This is a genomic window from Nesterenkonia ebinurensis, assembly GCF_008711175.1.
In the GTDB taxonomy this organism is placed as follows: Bacteria; Actinomycetota; Actinomycetes; order Actinomycetales; family Micrococcaceae; genus Nesterenkonia; species Nesterenkonia ebinurensis.
On record NZ_VWNF01000006.1, the window covers coordinates 1 to 17,681 of the forward strand.

Genomic DNA, 17,681 nt, shown 5'->3' on the forward strand with positions numbered 1-17,681 from the left:
AGAGGCGACGCGCTGAAGGCCGCACCACCAAAGAGATTCGCCGATGCCTGAAACGCTACCTCGCGCGCCAGATCTACAAGATCCTCAACGCCACGACCATGACTGGACAAACATAGAAGGATCCCTAGGGGAATCAGTGCTGGGGCATCGTTGGCCTGACCCGGGGAAACGATGGTCGCTAAGGGTAGTCCGTGGCCGTCGACGAGCTGGTGAACCTTCGAGGTCAGCCCGCCGCGGGAGCGGCCAAGGGCATGATCAGGCGGCTCGTTGCCAGGATTCGTGTAATTCGATGAAGCCCCCTGTGTGGCGGGTGATGTTCGTTGCGTGCTGATGCGCACGGGCAGCGGTGGAGTCTACCGACACCGTCCAGTCGATGAGTCCTTCAGCATCGGCCTGGGCTTGTAGTTTCTGCAGGATCTGTTCCCAGGTGCCATCGGCGGAAAGGCGGCGGTGCCAGGTCCACACCGTCTGCCAGGGGCCGAAGGTATTTGGCAGGTCCCGCCAAGCGATCCCACACCGGTACCGGTAGATGATCCCCTCCACCACTGTGCGGGCATCAGCGAAGGGCCGTCCCTTACGGCCGGTGGGCTTGGGCAGCTGATCAGCGATCAGCTCCCACTGAGCATCAGAAAGCAACTGGAAACGAGACATGCCCTCCAGGCTTCCAGACCCTCCCTCACACAATTCTCAGACACGTCCTAGTCGAACAGATCGAAGTCCCCCGCCTCAGAGGCGGCAGGGCCAGGACCCGGCCCGATGAACTGCTAGGAGATAAGGCCTACTCGTCCAAAGCAATCCGGAAGTACTTACGGGACCGGGTCATCACCGCGACCATAGCTGAACCCAGCGACCAGGCCAGGCACCGGAAGAACCGCGGAAGCCGCGGCGGCAGACCCCCGGCGTTCAACGCCGAGCGGTACAAGCGCCGCAACATCGTCGAACGAGGCTTCTCCCACCTGAAGCAATGGCGAGGCATCGCCACCCGCTACGACAAACTAGCCACCACATACCGCGCAGCAGCCCTACTGCACGGAGTCATCGCCCGGACCAAACATTTATCAGACACGCTCTAGTTCCCTGGGCTTTCAGATCGTAGATCCGCTGCTGAAAGTCTTCGTGCCCGGATCCGTCATCTGGATAGTCACCACTTCCGGTCTCGAAGTGCGGGTACATGGCGTTGGCATCGACGATGTTCTCTCCGGTGCGGCGTGCGATGCGCTCAGATCCTGCCAGTGAACGGAGATCGGTTTGAGTCACCTGCTGATGGGCGGCGATGTCGCCGTGGGCGCGCCTGAGTTCGAACGTCTTCATCTTGTTGTGACTGCCGTCGGTGACCAGAAGCCACCGCTGGACTCGATCTCCGCGGTGATTGGTGTCCCCCATCTTTGCCAGCCAGCCGCGGGTCGCGTCCTTCGAGGCAGTGCTTAGCAGGGCTTCGTCGTCATCGATGCGGGCGAGATCAGTGACGTGATCCAGACCGTTGATCAGCTCTTCGGCCTGCTCATCGGTCATCGCTCGGTTCTCATCCAGTGTCGAAACGCTGTGGCAAAGCCGGCCAGCCAGCCCTCGGTTGTCGAAGTATCGACCGGCCATCCCTCCGGGTTCGGAAAGGGCATCAGCGAGTTCGTCAAGGTCCGAGCCGTTGCGCCACCCCAGGGTTTTGCCGCGCAGGTCTGCGCTGAAGAAGCGTGTGGGCACGCCTTCGAAGTCGGTGTTGAACTTCTCCTCTGCCTGCTCGAACTCTGCGGTGAACGAATAACGGATCTCGTTCTTCCGCTGTTGCTCTTCGAGGCCGAGGACGTCGACTGAGTCCTCAGCCTCACCGTGGGTTCTCTGCTGCCACTTGCCGGCCTCATCCCGGTTGTCGAGCTGGGCCTGCTGAGCGACCGAAAGCTGTGCTGCCATGCCTAGAAAGTGTCCGGCGGTCAGCGCGGGATGTGAAGCTTGCCGTCGTCGCCGATCTCGGCATTCTCGAAGGTGGAGCGGAAGGTCTCCGAAGCTGCGTCGTCGAGCCTCTGGGCGACCTCACGGTCCTTGACGTGCATCGGGTTGATCCGATCGCGGAAGCCGACTCCTCCCCCGGAGCCGGACAGATAGGCGTCTGCGCCGAGGTCGTGCATATCCTGGTCAGTTGCATCAGCGAAGGCCTTCAAATCGGTGTAGTTGTTCGACATGAAGGTCTCGGTGAGCTCGTCGAGCCGTGTGGAGGAGTCGTCGCCGAGCTCGAGCTCGCTGGCAGCGATCTCCTCGTCAGGGATTTCCCCGTCGGCGGAGAAGGCTCCGTCGTTGTAACTCATCGTGAGGTCCTGCTTCAGCGTGGATACCAGTCCGGCGCGCATGTCGCCGTAGCCCTTCTGCTGGACCGGCACGGACTCACCGGCAGATTCCTCCACAGCTTCGATGGCCGGCTTGTGGGCGCCGATGCGTTGGAGGGCCTGCGCTCCGCGGGAAGTGTAGCCGGGAACGGGCCGGCCATCTGCAGCACTTGGTTGGCGACCGGCATCTTGGACCCCCCAAGACACCAGCGGGGTCATCGGGCTCTGCGTGGGCCCTGGTCTTCCACCGCCCGGTCTCGTCGCGGTTGTCCATCTGGGCCTGCTGTTGTGCGGAGAACTGCGTCATGACCAGTGAGTGTCCGGGGTCGGCGCACTCACTGCCGCGGTCATAGCGGAGCACTGCCCGACGGCACGGCTCCTGTAGACACTACCGTTGCGCCTGCGATACACATGTGTCTATATCGAGGGGATCAGGCTCACCAATCTTCACTGACAGCCGCTGGTCTCCGAGTGATGCCCCCTGAGCGAACGACCCGGCTTCGGGCAATCTCGCAGACTTGCATGGCTAGGCTGTCGAGTGCCCCGCCTCCCCCGGACGCAGGGGCTTCTTCCTCGAAGGTGGGGTCGAGTTCTCCAGGATGGAGCGAATCATGTCCACGCCTTCTTCCGCCCCTTCAACATGGCCCCATAAGGCGGAGCGCTTGGCCATCCCCGCCAGCATCTTGGCGAGGTACCTGCGGTCGTTGCTGGAAGCCTCGTGCACTCTGTCACTTCGACGCATCACCGAAGCCAGTGCGGCGAAATCTTCGATATGACGCTCACGGCGGTCATCGACGGTGCTGGTGTATGCCGCCGCCTTCGAGACCAAGGCACCGAGCATATTCGGCCTCGGGACGAACCCAGTGCGCGAGCCCACGGTCATCTCGACCACCTCACTGCGATTGATCGCCTGCTGTCCGCCCGGACTCTGGATGGTGGGCGATCCCCCTGCACCCTTCTTCCCGGAGGCATGGTCGCCGAGATTGGTGGGGATGAGGACGTCGACCTGCGCCCCCTCGTCGTTGATCCATCGGTGCTGTCTCTCGTTCCTGCTGGTCCGGTCGATACGCATCCCGAACTCCTTCAGAACCGTCGTGAGCTCGAAGTGGATGTTGGGGCGACTACGTACGTCGAGGACTGCATCGGCGTCATCTGTCGACCGAGTGGGGAATACACCCCGCTCAGCGCAGTGCAGGTGGACCATCTGCCCGCCGATGAGAGTCCAGCCCTCCGGATGCCGCTTCTGAAGATCGAAGACTACACCCCAGGACTTCTCCTGCTTCGAGGTGGTGGCCGGGAGGATGAAGCTCAAACGCTCTCCTGAATCAACCGGCGTGCCTGGCCCAATTCACGGGCAGAATCGTAGTCAGCGAGGTCGGCGGCGATGAGCAGGGGCGAGACTTCACCGGGCAACTCATCGACAACGTGCAGGAAGACGTTCTGGCCGCTCCGTGAGCGCGGCACAACCAGCAGGTGCTCTGCTATGAGGCCTTCCAGCTCACCGGAGCGCACGTAGCCCTCCACAGCCGATCCGCCCGACATGCCCGAACGAGGGTCGAGGATTCCGGAGTGGTGCAGTCGTTGGTCGTGGGCGAGGTCGTCCGAGCGCGAATGCAGGACTAGCCGCGCTGCCCGACTGGAGACCCAGTCGCGCAGCAACAGTTCCGGCTCCGCGTCGCCTGCGAGCTTGCCTAGACGCTCCTTGACGCGCAGACGCTCTCGCGCCGAGATGAACTTCATTCGCTCCGGGTCAAGGATCGCCCATGCCAAGCGCTGGCTCATCGGACGAATGCGGCGCGGATATCTGGGCAGGGAGTCAGCCTCGATGAGCCAATGGCCGCCCACCTTCTGCCCTCGCATATGACCACGCTGAAGCTGAGCGCGCACCCGCGGAGGGCTTACGCCCAGGACATCTGCGGCATCAGCCACACTCAGCAACCTACTCACGGACACAAGGGTATCGATATCGATACCTCAGTGTCCATCAGTTGTAAAAGACGTGGACTCCGCCGAGTCCGTCGTGCTTATCAAGGAAGGTCGCCGATCCTTCCATCTCGGCATCACGGGCGTAGGACTCGTAGTCGAGGTTGGTCTTGATGGATTCGATGTCGCCGTTGTCCACCCAGGACTTCACCAGCTCCTCTGCCTCATCGGCGTAGTCCTTGGGCTCGATGTGCTGGTCGATCGCACCGTGATCCTCATCGGCGATCCACTCCTCGACCTTGGACTGGACAGCCTCGTCGAGATCATCAGGCACTTCCCCGCCGTTGTCTTCGATGATCTGGGATTCGACCGACTCCCGCTCGACATGTTCCATGACCTCGTCGAGGTCGTCGTAGTCGACTCCGGGGTCTTCGATCTCCAGGTCGCGTTCCAGACGGTCAGTGTCGACATGGTATGAAAGGCGATCTAGGGTTTCGGAATCTACATCACTGGGAAAGGTGTCGTCGATGAACTGTTCGGCCCACTCCTCCTTGGAGCCGTAGTCTCCCGCGTAAGCCTAGTAGAACTCGTCGGGTCCGGGCTTGTGGTCACCAAACCCCTGGTCACGGATCATCGCTTTGTAGGCCTCGACACCATCCTCGCCGTGCTCGGACTCGACGGTCTCGAAGTCCTGGGCGAGTTCGACTGCATGAGCAGGGGAAAGAGTGACATGATCGCCGACGTCGAAGCCCTCGTGATCCATGACTGCGATCTCATCCCCGGCATCCGGGTCGGGTTCTTCGCCATTGGCGCGGTACAAGTCGGCGACGGTGACATCCTCGGCGTCCTCGGCGGCGTACCAGTCGCCGACCAGGCGTCCGGCGGCATATGCCCCTTCGGAACCGAGCCAGACCTTCGGCTCTCCGCGGTCCCGGTTCGGTGACATGTCCAGTGGTTCGGGGCGATCTGCGTCGTCGACACCGACCCCGAGCACTCCTGCGGTGTCTTCGACATCGGTGTGAGACTTCTGCTTCCACTTGCCGAAGTCGTCGCGGTTGTCCATCTGGGCCTGCTGAGCGGCCGAAAGCTGTACGGTCATGGTCGGTAAGTGTCCGGCGGCGTACGAGGTCCCGAAGAGCGGGTTGTTCTCGGAAGCGGTCTGAACTTGTTCTCGGATCTAGCCTCGGAATGTTACGAAGCTGTCTGCAAGCTAAGTGTCCGCGGGCTAGATTCGGTCTGCGCCGCCGCAGTCCGCCGATTTCGCTGCCTGCGCAGTGAGTTCATCGGTTCCGAGCACGTTTGTGGGCATGAAAAAGCCCCGCCATGACGTGTCAGGGCATGACGGGGTTGGGTCGGAGCGGGTTTAGCTCTACATCGCGGATTCTCCTCTGGTGGGTGGGCTCCAGTCAGGGTCGCGTGATCGCTGCCGTCGCTTCTTCGGTGGTCGGTTCCAGGGTTTGGGTTGTTCCGCTCCCCAGGTCAGGTCGCGCAGGCGGGGCTTGTCTTTCCGCTCGGGGCCGCGGCCGCGGGAGTCGACATGGATGTTTTGTGCCATGTAGCGTTCGGTCTTGCGCATATTGGTAGCGATCAGTGCCAGAGCAGCGAAGAGGTAGTTGGCCGCCACGCCACGGACTCGGCGGCGATCGGGGTTTGCCAGTGCGGAACCGGCACCGTTCTTAGCTGAGGCGTTGAGGGATTCGATGGTGTTGCGGGCATGGGAGTACCAGGAATGCCATTCGCCGGTGCCGTACTGGATGCGGGGGTCCATCGCTTCACGGTCGTAGATGGGGCCGCGGATGATTTGGGTGCCTCCGGCATTGGTGCAGAGCCCGCCGCGGGTGTGCTCGGCGGGGACGTTTTTGGGCATGATCGGCAGCAGGGTCAGCTGTTTGCCGGTCTCTGCTTCGAGGTCGCGGGGCCGCAGCGGACAGTCTACTGTCGGGTTGGGGCCGGAGGCGGGGCAGCGCATTTGCTGGCCTCCACCAGGGCGAGGTGTGGCCTCATGGGGCTGGAGCATGTGTTTCGCACGCTGGTGAAGGCGTTTCTGCCAGGTGTCGTAGTCGATGCTCTTGTCCACCCGGTAGTGGTAGCTGGCATTGATGAGGGCCTCTTTGCCACGCAACCCAGGGCTGTAGAAGTTGCCTTCCAAAACGATGAAGTGACCAGCGTCGTGAACCTTGCCTATATCGTGCTGTTTCATGTCGAAGAGCAGCTGGTAGCCCATTTCTCGGGCAGGAATCTGGAAGTTCTCCGCCAGTGGGCTGTTGCCGTAGGCACGGTCCCCGATGAGCGTCCCGGCAGGAAGCCCGGCCTGGTGCATGTGGCTGATGGCGATGATGGCGTTTGGCCCGGGGTCCTTGGCGGGTTTGTCCATGCTCATGCCCACGGCAAGCTGTGGAAAGGTGGTTTCACGGCTGGGGTTGTTGGTCGCCATGGAGACGATCGCGGCGTCATAGCCGTAGATAGCCTTCGACAGCTCCTTGGAGGGGGCATCGCTGTCGAGGAAGTGATCACCCTGGCGTTTGTACCAGCCGGCCTCCCATTCGGTGGAGGCCCACTTACTCTTTCTGCGTGTTGCCCGTGAATGCACGGGCAACACGGTCCCGTCGACCACGGCGTTGCCCTTCCACCTGCGGCGCACATGACGCGGCAAATCGCGAAAGCACTGGACCAGCAGTGTGTTGCAGACCTGGTGAAGACGCTGCCAGCGCTTGGCCCTGGTGTCTTTGGTGATGGAGGCGCGGTGGTCTTCGAGTTCATCTTTGAGCAACCTCTTCCCACGTGGTCCAGGTTCGGGGTTGATGGTGTCCAGCAGGCGGTGCAGGGAGCCGTCTATGCGGTCGTAGATTGCCTTGCCAGTGGTGTCCTCGTCGATTTCGATACCAAGCCGTCGGCGGCTCTGCTCGCTCAGGCCGTGCTTGATCAAAGTGGCGGCGTTGCGGATGGTTTGAGCCTGACCGGCACAGGCCAGGGTGAGGAAGATGGCCAGCACACTGGCGAAGTCGACCGAGGGCCCCGGTCCGGCGTGTTTTGCTGCGACGATGCGGTCTTGTTCCATCCACTGGTGGAGTTCTGCGGTGATGTCGCTGCGTTTGATCAGACCCAGGGTGCGTTCGATATCGGCCTCGGTGGCATTGAGGCGCTGATCGAAGACCCCGCGCCACTGACGGTCCTTAGGCAGTACATAGTCATCCTCGAAAACAGGTTGCACAGTCATGTCTGTGCCCCTTCGAGCCCCATGGCTCGTTTGAGTTCCTTGCGTTCGCGGCGCAGCCGGTTGCAGTTCTCGCGGTTGGCCTTGCGGTATGCGGCCTTCCGTGTTGCGTCGTAGGCGCGCAATGCCGCCACAGCCTCCTTGTAGGGTTCCTCGTCGAGAAAGGGAATGACCCGATCCAGCGCACTGGGTGTCCTCAGCCCGGCGGCTTTGATGACGGTGTTCAGCCGCACTCCAGAGTTCAGCAGCCGGAGGTACCAGGTGGTGCGCAGACGCTTGGTATTGACCCGGATGCCGAATCGCCTGGCTTGGGTGCGGGTGCGGTTGATGATGTCGGTGGTGATCGCGTGCTTTCCACCGTGACTCTCAGGCCGGAAGAGGAACGCCTCAGGCTCGACGGCCTCGGACAGCACGATGGCATAGTCCTCCCACTCAGCCAGCACCGCCACCTGTCGAGGGTTCTTGCCTCCGACATGAACGATGACACCCTGGCTGGTCTCGATCACGTTGCGGCCACGCAGGGTACCGAGGTCGGCTGGTGTCAGCCCGGCACCGAGGCAGAAGGTCAGCAGTACCCAGCAGCAGTGACGCATATAGGAAGTCGTCGCCGCTGAGGCCCAGAGCTTCAGCGGCTCGATCTCCTCAGCGCTGTAGGGCGACTGATAGGCACTGTGAGGAACGGACTGGAGCTTGGTCAGCCGCTGATCGGTGGGCAGCAGATGGTTGGCGACCGCCAAAAGCCGTCCCCGGGTGGCGCCATAGGATTTCGGGGCCTCGGCCTTGCGTACGTTGACCGCGTAGTAAGCGATGAGATCCCTGTCGAACACCTCGGTATCAGCGAGTTCGATGCCCATGATGCGGTACGCCCAGTCCACGTACCGGGCAACTACAGACTGGGTGGGCTTGGGATGGGCACTGCTATAGACGGCGGTGTCGAGGGTGACTCGGATGACGTAGTCCCGGATAGGCGCATAGTGCTCCCCCACCCCCTCAGCGGTGGGACGATAAGCGTAGACATCGGCGATTTCGTCCTCGGTGAGTTCTCGGGGTTCAGACAAGAGATTCGTCCCCCGATCGGCCACCCCGTAGGTGGTGAACCAACCCTGCCCCCGCGGACTTGCATGGGCTCGGTACTGTCTGCGCCGGAACGGATCGACCCGCAGACCACGAGCCGCATCGGCGCGCTGGCGCACCCCAGTGTCGGTGCGACGCGCCTTGGTCGGGGCGAACCCGGCCGACTCCCCTTCGGCCAGCTCGGCAGGTAGGGGCCGATGACACCAGCGGACATACCTCAGGGCAGGGGCACCCAGCATCAGCGGCACCAGGTCCTGCCACGGACCAGGCAGGCCGCAGCGCATTTCGGTGGTCTCTGCGGAACTCAGTTCTCGTGCATCCATGCCTGGGAAGTGTGCGGGGCGCGACGTCGTTCACGCAGAACATGACTCGAACATACCTTCGAATGTCATGAAAGGACAAAAATGTCCTTAATGTGAGGCCGGAAATGTCCTCCTGCGTGGCGCCCCTGTTCGGACCCACAACGACTCCTATGCTGGAGATGCGCCTATGCAGCCCCGCGACTACCTCAATGAGCCTGGACTCTTCGCCGAACCGAGCATGTCGGTCAAGCCAGAGCTGCGCGAGGAGAACTCCCACCACCGCCACGACGCCGTGGCCGCCGAACTCCAGTCGGCGATCGCCTACCAAGTCAAGACCCGCATCAAACTCGACGGGCGCAACTACAAGAACGTCGCGACATCAGCAGGCATGGACTACAAGCGGCTCTACCGCCTCCTGTCCGGCAAGACATGGATAAAACTGGCCGACATGGTCGGACTCTCCTACGTGCTCAGCATCGACCTCGCCCGGGTACTGGAATACACCGGCAAAGAAGAGCAGTACAGCCACTACCGGCAGTTCAAAAACGCCCGTCGCTGGGCAAATGAACCCATCCTCCAACCCCACCAACGCCGCGACCAGATACGCTAACTTCTAAGGCCCGTTTTGAACGGCCTCGCCCAGCGAGTCACCGTCCCATACGGGATACCTGACCGCTCAGCGAACACCTTGAGAATTCGCTGATCCTTCACAGCCTCCCCGGTGAGTTCAACCTGCACAGCCTCCAACACCTCACGCACCACGGCCACCTCGCAGAAGAAATCCATCAGATCGAGGCTGCGGGACTCGTCGTCATGTCTGTCCAGAAGCTCAATCAACCTCTCCGAGACCTCACGGATCGACGTGATGGCCCGGTACTGAGGTTCGGACGGGTTGAGGGTGTTTTGATTCTCCATGCCCAGTCAGTGTCCGGGACTTCAGATCGAGTGTGTAGCCAAGCTAGGCGACACGTTGACGCCATCTCTCCATCTCAAGTCGAAGCCTACGGCTATGCTGGTGCCCGGAACTCGCGGAACTCTGGGGGGAGAAGCATGGCTGGCACGGCGCTCAACACCAACTTCCAGGCGGCAAAGAAGGCCAAGGGTAACGAGTTCTACACGCAGCTGACTGATACAGACAAGGAACTGCGGAACAATCGGCAGCACTTCCAAGACAAAGTCCTCTACTGCAACTGCCATGACCCCAGGGTCAGCAACTTCTTCCACTACTTCTTGTGCAACTTCCAGCTCAACCAAATGGAGGCTGACCACATCACACCATGGCGTGACAGTGGCAAGACCATACTGGAGAACTGCCAGATGTTCTGCCGAGACTGCAACCGCCGAGAAAGTGCCAAGTAACTGTGATTATCAGCGGGGCTGACTTCGACGAGGCAGACTTCACATTGCGCTGGCCCCGCGAGCTGTTCCTGTACGAGGTGAAACAGCTACTCCGCCGCTCAGACGTTGCTGAGTTCTCTGAACGAGTGGCGGCCCTCTGTGGTGAAGCGTTCATCGACGCCGATATTGAGCACATCCTAAAGAACGCATCCACAGCTTCTGCCTGGGGAGCATCACGAACCAGCTCAGATGATGTGCCTAAGATGTTTCTGGAACAACTGATCACTCAGCCCGATCTGCTCAAAGGGTATAGTCGCCGCGTCTACTATGCCGAGCGATTCGACAACGCCGAAAGTACTAATCGAGCTGACCTCACCGCCACCCTGGCAACGAGCTTCTACCATCTGATCTCAGAGCTTGCGGCAGCCGGCTACTTCCCAATGATTCTGCCGAAAATCTGCGTTGACGACGATACCGATTGGGAGCCGGACCCCAGCGACAAGATCAGCAAGAGCATCAAGGTTCCAGTTACATGGCCCGACGATGTGCGGGACAACAACCTCTCCAAGCCAGTGCTCTACTCTGTGATTGAGTACTTCCACGACGAGGCCCAACGCCCGCGCCGAAATCACTACCACAACTTCGGCAACTGCGGCACGCACCACTATGACTACTCCAAGCGATCCGGTGGAGTGGTCTACCGCTGGCACGTCAATGAGTTGCTCCAGAAGCACGAGGTTGACCTCAGGTTGGGAAACCAGGGCGAGGAAGAAGGGCTCCTCATCAGGCACGCATCGCTCTCCTTGGACAACCTTTCCCGTGACGTTATCGCCGCTGTGCCAAAGAACGACATCGACGAGAAGGGCAAGATCGAATCTGCCATCAGGCTCTATCGCCGCTGGGATTCGACTATCCATGACCGCCGCAAGGCCATTGCCTCTCTTGCCGATGTTCTTGAGCACTACCGGGATGAGTTCAAGCAGATTCAATTCACCCGCGGAGACGAGGGTGACCTGTTCCAGATCTTCAACAAGTTCACCATCCGTCACGGCAAGAAGACTGACCGGAACGACTACGGCGACGAATACCTGGACTGGATCTTCTGGACTACGTTGGCCGCAATCCAACTGGTCCACAGGCTTGGCATCAGCTCGGAGATCCAGGCTGAAGGTTCGACAGCTCAAGCGGTGAGGCACTCATGACAACGTTCACCGCCTTGCACCGAGCGTTGGGGCTCCCGCCCTCTCCTATCACCAGCAAGCTGCTCGACGCTGCGGTCGAAGCCGGCGTCGCCGAGACCGATGACCTGGACTGGAAGCGCGAACTACCGCAGACCAAAGGCCTCGCCGATACTGACCTCCCCAAAGACATCGCGGCGATGGCCAACTCCGGCGGCGGGATCATCGTCTACGGAGCAGCCGAGAGGCAGAAGTGTGCTGCTGAGCGAGTCAACGTCGATGTATTTACCGAGGGCCAGGAGCGGACGCTCAGGGCTGCGGCATACTCCGCCATCGTACCCCCGGTGATGAATCTGAAAATCCATCGGTTAGACGAGAGCGAACCTCGTGCCGTGGTCATAGAGGTACCGCCCAGCGCAGAAGGCCCTCACCTGATCTTGAAGAATCAATACTTTGGCGCACCCCTGCGCAACGATGCCGACACGGAGTGGATGAAGGAACGCCAGATCGAACACGCCTACCGTGCCCGGTTCGAGGAACGTCGTCATTCGGCTCAAGCCCTAGCCGCTCTCTACGACGAAGCTGCTGTAGGTCGGGGAGAAGACCGCGCCTGGCTCATCGCGGCGGCCCGCCCTCGGATGCCGTTCGTGGGCAAGTCAATGGATCGGAGCGACGCCAGTCAGCTCATCCAACGGGCCTTCAGCGTAGTTCAGAATTGGATATCTGGTCAGGCTCCACATCCCATGATGGAGACTAGCTGGCCCTCGCCGCGTCCCGGGTTACGTCGATGGACCGTCTCGTCTGATGGTTCCCGCCGCAGTTGGCAGGACACCCAAGTGGGACTACTCCATGATGGATCCGTCCTTCTAACAACGAGCCTAGGTGGTGCTCCCGGACGCAGCATGGACGACCTGATGGAACCGCACCAAATCACAGGCTCGCTGATTGAACTTGGAGTCGCAGATCACATGGCACTGGTCTGGTCCGTCGCCGAACACTATGGACTCGATGAATACGACGTCTGTGTGGGGATCGAGTGGGGCGGTTCCGAGCTGTTGGAGTTCTGGACCTCCGACAACACGAACTTCCTAACAGGCGACCTTGGCACTCCGGTCCATCGGTACACTCCGGTGGAGATTACTGCCAGCCCCAAGACAACGGTCCAGGACTTCCATGCGCAGGTTTATGAATTGGTCCAACTATGCATCAATCAGGGTGGGCTTTCGAGGCTTCGACTGATGCACGAACCTGCTCCACAGCAGTAGCGACCTCAGGCTCCGGTTACGCCCTGACTCTCGCTGCAAGAACCATCTGCTCGATCAGCCAGGCATATCCCATATAGAACAGCGCCATCTCACCAGACGCCACGAGGTACTGGAACTCGTACTCGTTGAGCTTGTCGGGTTCAGCTTTCAGCTTCTCGTACTCCTCACGCCGATCACCCCAGTAGATCCTGTCGCCGTAGAAAAACAGCTTGATCATCTCCGTTGGATCAGGCCTTTCGAGCTTCCACCTCGACACCTCAACCAGCTTATAATCGATCCGAGTGAGACGCCTTCCAGCCAATCGCGCTGCGAGAGTTTCAGCATCTGTGACCACGTTCTTCCCCAGGCTTTGAGCACCTGGAGGGCCGACGCGATGCAGGAATCCGACCTTCGCACGGCGGAACACCTGGGGAAACGCGTGGCACTCATTGCACAACAGTTGGCCAATGCCGATCACTCCGGTGCCTCCCGGGTCAGCGTTCCAGTTGGTTGAAATCTCTGCGAGAAAGGTCGGGAGCACGTCGCCGCAGAGCTGCACAGCTTTTGGCAGCATCACGCCGGGCAGCTCACTCACCATGACCTGACTTGTACTCGATGACCCTCTGATGACAAAAATGTCTGTATGTGCATCATGGTCCCTCATTCAACGAAGATGGCGGTATGACACAACGAACGATTCTATGGCTCAGTGCTCACCCTGAACATCGGTCCCTCAACGGCAGCCTGCGCCGCGACGGTATCGGGCACCTGGAATCGGCCGGACATACAGTTCTGGACTCTGACCTCTATGCCATGGACTGGAACCCGGTAGTGCGCCAGGCAGATGCTGGGACCCTGGAAGACGGACGGTTTCACGTCACCGCCGATGTCCGAGATGCCTATCTGCAGGAACGCTTGCCTAACGATGTGGCCTCCGAGCAGGAGAAGCTCCTTCGAGCCGATGCCGTCGTCGTCCAGTTCCCCCTGTGGTGGTATGGCATGCCAGCCATTCTCAAGGGCTGGTTCGACCGGGTGTTCATCAGTGGTTTCGCCTTCGGCAAGGACGCCTCAACCGGGCAAAGGCTCCGATACGAGCAGGGCCCCTTTACCGGGAAAAGAGCGCTGGCAGCGGTGACTCTTGGGGACCGTCCCGCATCCATCGGGCCCAGGGGTAAGAGCGGAGAGCTCAACGAGCTGCTCTTCGGTCTGCTGCATGGGACTTTCGCCTACACAGGAATGAGCGTCCTTGACCCCTGGGCGCTGCCCAGTGCGGATTTCACCGAGGATTACGACGACGTCCTCGCCGGGCTCACCGGCCGGCTGGAGAGCCTCTTCACCGAGGCGCCGATTCCTTACCGGCCCCAGTTCACCGGCCAATACACCGACCAATGGGAACTGGTCCCAGAGATCCTTCCAGAAGAAACCGGCCTGTCGATTCATCACGAGAGTACCCCTTGAGGCGTTCACCGTTTCTGGTGTGAACCACCACCCAGCCCAAAGGAAGCACCGCAAACAGGCGATTGCGCTGATTGTTGGTGTCAGCTGAGGGCTGGCGCAGTCTCCGCTGAAGGGCCTCGGCCACGTTCCGGCGTTTGCTGGCAAGGCTCGTAGTTCGCTGATGCGGCTGCAGACTGCGGTTATGCGATTGGCTGCCGGGCATCGTACAGAAACTGTGTCAGGGCTTCTCGGCTGGTGGTCAGACAGCTGATCTTCGAGTCCAGGTCAGCAATCTGGTCGCGGACCATACCAGCGAGGATCTCATCGCAACTGCTGGTCCACGCCGTCGTACCGGCCTGCCGGTCGAGGATGATCTTGATGAAACGGGTCGGCACCCCAGAGCTGCTCAGATCCCGGACGGTCGCGACGCGCTCCACCTCGGACTCGGTGTAGTCGCGATAGCCGTTGGGATGGCGTCCAGGCCTGAGGAGATCCTGCTCCTCGTAGTAGCGCAGCATCCGGGCCGTCACTCCCGTCCGACGGGTCACTTCTCCGATCCGCATTCGTTGTCTTTGCTCTCCTGTGTTCTAGACGTGTCCACAACTTGGCCTTGACAGTGATGTCAATGTTTAGCGTAGCGGCATGACCGAAGAACACGCCACCCCCTCACTCCAGCGCTCCAGACGGATATGGCCTGTGCTCGCGGTGCTCACCGCGGCAACGTTCTGGACTGTCACCTTAGAGATGCTCCCCTCCGGGCTTCTGCCGTCGATGAGCCGGGACCTGCGGGTGTCGGAGAGCGCCATCGGGGTGCTGGTCAGCGCGTGGGCAGTCACCATCGTCGTGGCCAGCATCCTCTTGGTCCGCTTGACTCTGAAGGTACCGCGCACCGTGCTGCTGACCATCAGCCTCGCCGCGACTGCCCCAGCCAATCTGCTCACCGCTCTCGCCCCGGACTACACCTTCGCGCTGATCGGCCGCGTTCTGGCTGCGACGGCACACGGACTGTTCTGGGCGGTGGTCGTCTCCTACGTCGCCACCATTGTCGACCCGGCACGCGTGGGACGAGCACTGTCGATCGTGCTGGCCGGACCCGCACTCGCTGGTCTTGCCGGGCTGCCCACTGCGGCGTTCATCGCCGAGCACTCCGGCTGGCGCGGGGTGTTCTCGGGACTCTCAGTGTTCCTGGCTCTGACTGCTTGCGCACTCTGGTTCATCCTGCCCCGGCACACCCAGACCCCCGGGGCGCAGGAGACCACCGGGGTCTGGGATCGCAGTGCGCGCGGCGTCGTGCTCGTTGCTTTTGCTGGCGGTCTGGTTCTGATGGGCCACTTCGCTGCCTTCACCTATATCACCACGCTGATCACCGGCCTCGGCGGGCTCGGCAGCAGTGCCATTCCTGCTGTACTGCTGGTCCTGGGAGCCACCGGCGGCCTCGGCGTCGCGGTCTCTGGGGTCGCCTCCGACCAGTACCCACGCGCTGCAGTCATCGCCGCGGCCGCCATGATCGCCACAGGTCTGATACTGCTACGCCTCGGCGATGGTTATCCGGTCCTCTTCGTGACCGGCACAATCGTGTGGGGCTTTGCGATCGGCGCATTTCCGCCGATCCTGCAAGCGCGGGTGCTCCGCCTCTCCAGCCCATCGTTCCGCCCACTGGCCGGCAGCATTGTTGTCTCGGTGCTCAACCTCGGCATCGCCAGCGGCGCGACTCTCGGCGGGATCATCCTAGAACTAGGACAAGCCACTCTGGTGCTCACTGCACTGATCTCAACCGCCATAGGAACCCTGGGCCTCGCGCTCAAACCGCCCACGCATCCCGCTGACGCAGGCACATGAACCTGATGGTCCGAGATGAAGATGCTGTTCCCTACCAGGCTCGACGTCGGAGATGACTCTGAGAAGCCGGAAGCGGTCGACTCACCACACGATCCCCACGTCAATCAGATGCTCCCAGGCCGGTGAACGGCATCGGGGACTCCGACACACAGATGCACTCCTGCAGGTCCGAACACCCGGCCTCCACAACGGAGACCAGATCAGCGCGCATGGACTGGAGATCCGCGATCTTGGCGTCGATGTCCGTGATCTTCTTCTTGGCATGTGCTCGGAGTCCCGGACGGGGGCCGCGATGTGAACCGATGGCGAGCAGGTCCTGGATCTCATCCAAGGTGAATCCCAGCCGCTGCGTGGCTTTGATCATTCGCAACAGGACGAGGGCATCGTGGCCGTAGTCGCGGTGACCACCGAGCGACCTGTCCGGTTCCGGTAACAGGCCGCGGCGCTCATAGTAGCGCAGCGTCTGGCGATTGAGGCCCGCTTCTCGGGCGAGTTGGCCGGGTCTCATTGGTCCGCCCCCACGAGGGCCGCTTTGGTTTTCGCGGAAATGGCCTGTTCCTCGATCCCCGTGAGCACCTCTGCACGCGATGGTGGAACCCGTACGTCCAAGATGAACGCCCCACGCGTCGGCCGGATGGAGAAGTCGAAGAAGTCACAGCACTCCGCCTCTCGCGCGGTCAGGTCTCGCACCTGGTCCTCGATCTGGGGAGCAGCGTCCAGGCGAAGGCGCAGCCAGGTAGGTTCGCGGCGTTCGGTCGAGTGGAGTGCCGCGGCGAACAGGTTTTCGAATTCGTTCAGGCGACCGGGCCGGTCGACGCTGGGTAGTCTGCACGCATCTTCTGGCACCCAGGTCGTAGCCGCAGCAGGCGATGTCCCGTGAGCGGCCGCGGTGAAGATGTCCTGAAGTACCGCCTTGGGCTGTGCTCCGATAACCTTCGCCAGAGGCCTCTCCCGCCCCAGGGCGATCACCGTTGGCGTTGAGGTGACGCCGTACTTCGCCACCAGTTCTGGGTTTTCCTCGGCGTTCACCTTCACCAGCTGCACCTGGTCTGCAAACTCTTTTTCCAGCGCATCGAGGACCGGCGCTATGCGGCGGCAGTTTCCGCACCATGGGGCGAAGAACTCGACGACGACAGGAACTTGTGATTCCTTCAGTGCGCTTGCGAGGTCTTGGTGTGTCACGTCGATGGTCATGGGTCTCGCCTTTCTTCTCTGCCGGTCGTCTTGTTCGACCGCACCACCAGCGTAAATCGGTACCTGGGTACTGATTGCAAGTCCCCATTGCAGAATCAGCGAGCCGGGGCGGAGGCGACGAAGCGTCGCGCTCTTATCGGCTGGGCAGCTCGAGAAGAACAGGCCGCCCTCGATCGCATCTCGGTTTGCCGACGAATGACGAGGCATCCGGGCCGAAGGCCTGGCACTCACCGGACTCAGCTCAGTTCAGGCGAAACCTCAATGATCCTTGTGAGAGCTTCGCGCGTTGCTACGCGCTGGTCGATCTCTTCGTTGAGCCGGTCCCGCTCCTGCACCAGACGAGCAGTCAGAAGCGATGTCTGGGTCGAAGGTTCAGTCATGCACGGCAGCACATCATCGATTGCCGCAGTTCCCAGGCCGGCAGCAAGCAACTGCCGGATCACCGTGATCCGGTCAACGTCTGACTCCTCGTAATACCGTTGCCCGCTGGCACTGCGCGTTGGCAAGATGAGCCCGCACTCCTCGTAGTAGCGCAGCGACCGGATGCTTGCCCCGGTGCGCTGAGCGAGCTCACCGATACGCATGACTTGCCCCTCACATTGATGTCAGGTTTTATCCTCATC

20 protein-coding genes and 2 pseudogenes are annotated in these 17,681 nt (G+C 61.3%); 7 read left to right on the forward strand and 15 right to left on the reverse strand.

All coding sequences use genetic code 11. The features are described from left to right. Window positions 1-125: 125 nt before the first annotated feature. Window positions 126-651, reverse strand: a pseudogene (locus F0311_RS02625) (IS5 family transposase); the annotation flags it as partial. A 47-nt stretch (window positions 652-698) separates the two neighbouring features. On the opposite strand from F0311_RS02625, the pseudogene F0311_RS18335 reads away from it, so the two are divergent. Next, window positions 699-1,073, forward strand: a pseudogene (locus F0311_RS18335) (transposase); the annotation flags it as partial. On the opposite strand, the gene F0311_RS02635 reads toward F0311_RS18335, so the two are convergent. The 8 genes from F0311_RS02635 to F0311_RS02670 form a co-directional block, all read right to left on the reverse strand. Continuing rightward, complete coding sequence (locus F0311_RS02635; RefSeq protein WP_150460414.1) at window positions 1,036-1,905, reverse strand: hypothetical protein; 870 nt, start codon at window positions 1,903-1,905, stop codon at window positions 1,036-1,038. The pseudogene F0311_RS18335 and the gene F0311_RS02635 overlap by 38 nt on opposite strands. A gap of 20 nt (window positions 1,906-1,925) precedes the next feature. Continuing rightward, window positions 1,926-2,522 (reverse strand): hypothetical protein, encoded by a 597-nt coding sequence (locus F0311_RS02640; protein ID WP_150460415.1) that lies wholly within the window; start codon window positions 2,520-2,522, stop codon window positions 1,926-1,928. Window positions 2,523-2,841: 319 nt separating this feature from the next. Beyond that, window positions 2,842-3,627: a hypothetical protein gene (locus tag F0311_RS02645; RefSeq protein ID WP_150460416.1), complete on the reverse strand. Its 786-nt coding sequence runs from the start codon at window positions 3,625-3,627 to the stop codon at window positions 2,842-2,844. After that, entirely contained in the window at window positions 3,624-4,262 is a 639-nt protein-coding gene (locus F0311_RS02650; RefSeq protein ID WP_188686837.1) for a helix-turn-helix domain-containing protein, read from the reverse strand. The genes F0311_RS02645 and F0311_RS02650 overlap by 4 nt, the downstream gene beginning before the upstream one ends. A 37-nt stretch (window positions 4,263-4,299) precedes the next feature. Beyond that, window positions 4,300-4,632 (reverse strand): antirestriction protein ArdA, encoded by a 333-nt coding sequence (locus tag F0311_RS02655; RefSeq protein ID WP_150460418.1) that lies wholly within the window; start codon window positions 4,630-4,632, stop codon window positions 4,300-4,302. Between the two features lie 183 nt (window positions 4,633-4,815). Further along, window positions 4,816-5,337 (reverse strand): antirestriction protein ArdA, encoded by a 522-nt coding sequence (locus F0311_RS02660; protein WP_150460419.1) that lies wholly within the window; start codon window positions 5,335-5,337, stop codon window positions 4,816-4,818. A gap of 270 nt (window positions 5,338-5,607) precedes the next feature. Then, window positions 5,608-7,455 (reverse strand): hypothetical protein, encoded by a 1,848-nt coding sequence (locus tag F0311_RS02665; RefSeq protein ID WP_150460420.1) that lies wholly within the window; start codon window positions 7,453-7,455, stop codon window positions 5,608-5,610. Continuing rightward, on the reverse strand, window positions 7,452-8,849 hold the full coding sequence (locus F0311_RS02670) for a hypothetical protein (RefSeq protein WP_150460421.1): 1,398 nt from the start codon (window positions 8,847-8,849) through the stop codon (window positions 7,452-7,454). The genes F0311_RS02665 and F0311_RS02670 overlap by 4 nt, the downstream gene beginning before the upstream one ends. A 166-nt stretch (window positions 8,850-9,015) precedes the next feature. Here F0311_RS02670 and F0311_RS02675 point away from each other — a divergent pair, with 166 nt between their 5' ends. Then, window positions 9,016-9,438, forward strand: a complete 423-nt coding sequence (locus F0311_RS02675; protein WP_150460422.1) for a hypothetical protein — start codon at window positions 9,016-9,018, stop codon at window positions 9,436-9,438. Here the strand turns inward: F0311_RS02675 and F0311_RS02680 are convergent. Beyond that, window positions 9,435-9,743 carry a hypothetical protein gene (locus F0311_RS02680; RefSeq protein WP_150460423.1) on the reverse strand — a complete coding sequence of 103 codons (309 nt, stop codon included), beginning with the start codon at window positions 9,741-9,743 and terminating at the stop codon, window positions 9,435-9,437. The genes F0311_RS02675 and F0311_RS02680 overlap by 4 nt on opposite strands. A 135-nt stretch (window positions 9,744-9,878) precedes the next feature. Between F0311_RS02680 and F0311_RS18925 the strand changes: the two genes are divergently transcribed. From F0311_RS18925 to F0311_RS02695, 3 genes are read left to right on the forward strand one after another with little or no spacing between them, the layout of a single operon-like run. Continuing rightward, window positions 9,879-10,187, forward strand: coding sequence for an HNH endonuclease signature motif containing protein (locus F0311_RS18925; RefSeq protein WP_150460424.1), 309 nt, complete (start codon window positions 9,879-9,881; stop codon window positions 10,185-10,187). Between the two features lie 2 nt (window positions 10,188-10,189). Beyond that, window positions 10,190-11,368, forward strand: a complete 1,179-nt coding sequence (locus tag F0311_RS02690; protein ID WP_150460425.1) for a hypothetical protein — start codon at window positions 10,190-10,192, stop codon at window positions 11,366-11,368. Next, window positions 11,365-12,609 (forward strand): AlbA family DNA-binding domain-containing protein, encoded by a 1,245-nt coding sequence (locus F0311_RS02695; protein WP_150460426.1) that lies wholly within the window; start codon window positions 11,365-11,367, stop codon window positions 12,607-12,609. The genes F0311_RS02690 and F0311_RS02695 overlap by 4 nt, the downstream gene beginning before the upstream one ends. Window positions 12,610-12,625: 16 nt before the next feature. On the opposite strand, the gene F0311_RS02700 is transcribed toward F0311_RS02695, so the two are convergent. Continuing rightward, complete coding sequence (locus F0311_RS02700) at window positions 12,626-13,186, reverse strand: hypothetical protein (RefSeq protein ID WP_150460427.1); 561 nt, start codon at window positions 13,184-13,186, stop codon at window positions 12,626-12,628. Window positions 13,187-13,269: 83 nt separating this feature from the next. Here F0311_RS02700 and F0311_RS02705 point away from each other — a divergent pair, with 83 nt between their 5' ends. Further along, entirely contained in the window at window positions 13,270-14,046 is a 777-nt protein-coding gene (locus tag F0311_RS02705) for an NAD(P)H-dependent oxidoreductase (protein ID WP_191089700.1), read from the forward strand. Between the two features lie 179 nt (window positions 14,047-14,225). On the opposite strand, the gene F0311_RS02710 is transcribed toward F0311_RS02705, so the two are convergent. Further along, the gene (locus tag F0311_RS02710; RefSeq protein ID WP_150460428.1) at window positions 14,226-14,588 is read right to left on the reverse strand and encodes a MerR family transcriptional regulator; all 363 of its coding nucleotides are present in this window, start codon (window positions 14,586-14,588) and stop codon (window positions 14,226-14,228) included. 79 nt (window positions 14,589-14,667) lie between these two features. On the opposite strand from F0311_RS02710, the gene F0311_RS02715 reads away from it, so the two are divergent. Beyond that, window positions 14,668-15,864 (forward strand): MFS transporter, encoded by a 1,197-nt coding sequence (locus tag F0311_RS02715; RefSeq protein ID WP_150460429.1) that lies wholly within the window; start codon window positions 14,668-14,670, stop codon window positions 15,862-15,864. A 100-nt stretch (window positions 15,865-15,964) separates the two neighbouring features. On the opposite strand, the gene F0311_RS02720 is transcribed toward F0311_RS02715, so the two are convergent. The 3 genes from F0311_RS02720 to F0311_RS02730 are packed head-to-tail and all read right to left on the reverse strand — an operon-like array spanning window position 15,965 to window position 17,642. Further along, window positions 15,965-16,372, reverse strand: a complete 408-nt coding sequence (locus F0311_RS02720) for a MerR family transcriptional regulator (RefSeq protein ID WP_150460430.1) — start codon at window positions 16,370-16,372, stop codon at window positions 15,965-15,967. Further along, a complete protein-coding gene (locus F0311_RS02725; RefSeq protein ID WP_150460431.1) occupies window positions 16,369-17,265 on the reverse strand; it encodes a thioredoxin family protein in 897 nt (298 codons plus the stop codon). Before F0311_RS02725 ends, F0311_RS02720 begins: the two co-directional genes overlap by 4 nt. 29 nt (window positions 17,266-17,294) lie before the next feature. Continuing rightward, on the reverse strand, window positions 17,295-17,642 hold the full coding sequence (locus F0311_RS02730; RefSeq protein WP_150460432.1) for a MerR family transcriptional regulator: 348 nt from the start codon (window positions 17,640-17,642) through the stop codon (window positions 17,295-17,297). Window positions 17,643-17,681 lie beyond the last annotated feature (39 nt).

Coding starts and splice junctions, on each gene's coding strand:
- F0311_RS02655 (WP_150460418.1), bottom strand. CDS start 4,632: ATGGAACATGTCGAGCGGGAGTCGGTCGAATCCCAGATCATCGAAGAC.
- F0311_RS02675 (WP_150460422.1), top strand. CDS start 9,016: ATGCAGCCCCGCGACTACCTCAATGAGCCTGGACTCTTCGCCGAACCG.
- F0311_RS02660 (WP_150460419.1), bottom strand. CDS start 5,337: ATGACCGTACAGCTTTCGGCCGCTCAGCAGGCCCAGATGGACAACCGC.
- F0311_RS02670 (WP_150460421.1), bottom strand. CDS start 8,849: ATGGATGCACGAGAACTGAGTTCCGCAGAGACCACCGAAATGCGCTGC.
- F0311_RS02710 (WP_150460428.1), bottom strand. CDS start 14,588: ATGCGGATCGGAGAAGTGACCCGTCGGACGGGAGTGACGGCCCGGATG.
- F0311_RS02695 (WP_150460426.1), top strand. CDS start 11,365: ATGACAACGTTCACCGCCTTGCACCGAGCGTTGGGGCTCCCGCCCTCT.
- F0311_RS02730 (WP_150460432.1), bottom strand. CDS start 17,642: ATGCGTATCGGTGAGCTCGCTCAGCGCACCGGGGCAAGCATCCGGTCG.
- F0311_RS02715 (WP_150460429.1), top strand. CDS start 14,668: ATGACCGAAGAACACGCCACCCCCTCACTCCAGCGCTCCAGACGGATA.
- F0311_RS18925 (WP_150460424.1), top strand. CDS start 9,879: ATGGCTGGCACGGCGCTCAACACCAACTTCCAGGCGGCAAAGAAGGCC.
- F0311_RS02665 (WP_150460420.1), bottom strand. CDS start 7,455: ATGACTGTGCAACCTGTTTTCGAGGATGACTATGTACTGCCTAAGGAC.
- F0311_RS02705 (WP_191089700.1), top strand. CDS start 13,270: ATGACACAACGAACGATTCTATGGCTCAGTGCTCACCCTGAACATCGG.
- F0311_RS02680 (WP_150460423.1), bottom strand. CDS start 9,743: ATGGAGAATCAAAACACCCTCAACCCGTCCGAACCTCAGTACCGGGCC.
- F0311_RS02700 (WP_150460427.1), bottom strand. CDS start 13,186: ATGGTGAGTGAGCTGCCCGGCGTGATGCTGCCAAAAGCTGTGCAGCTC.
- F0311_RS02720 (WP_150460430.1), bottom strand. CDS start 16,372: ATGAGACCCGGCCAACTCGCCCGAGAAGCGGGCCTCAATCGCCAGACG.
- F0311_RS02635 (WP_150460414.1), bottom strand. CDS start 1,905: ATGGCAGCACAGCTTTCGGTCGCTCAGCAGGCCCAGCTCGACAACCGG.
- F0311_RS02725 (WP_150460431.1), bottom strand. CDS start 17,265: ATGCCTCGTCATTCGTCGGCAAACCGAGATGCGATCGAGGGCGGCCTG.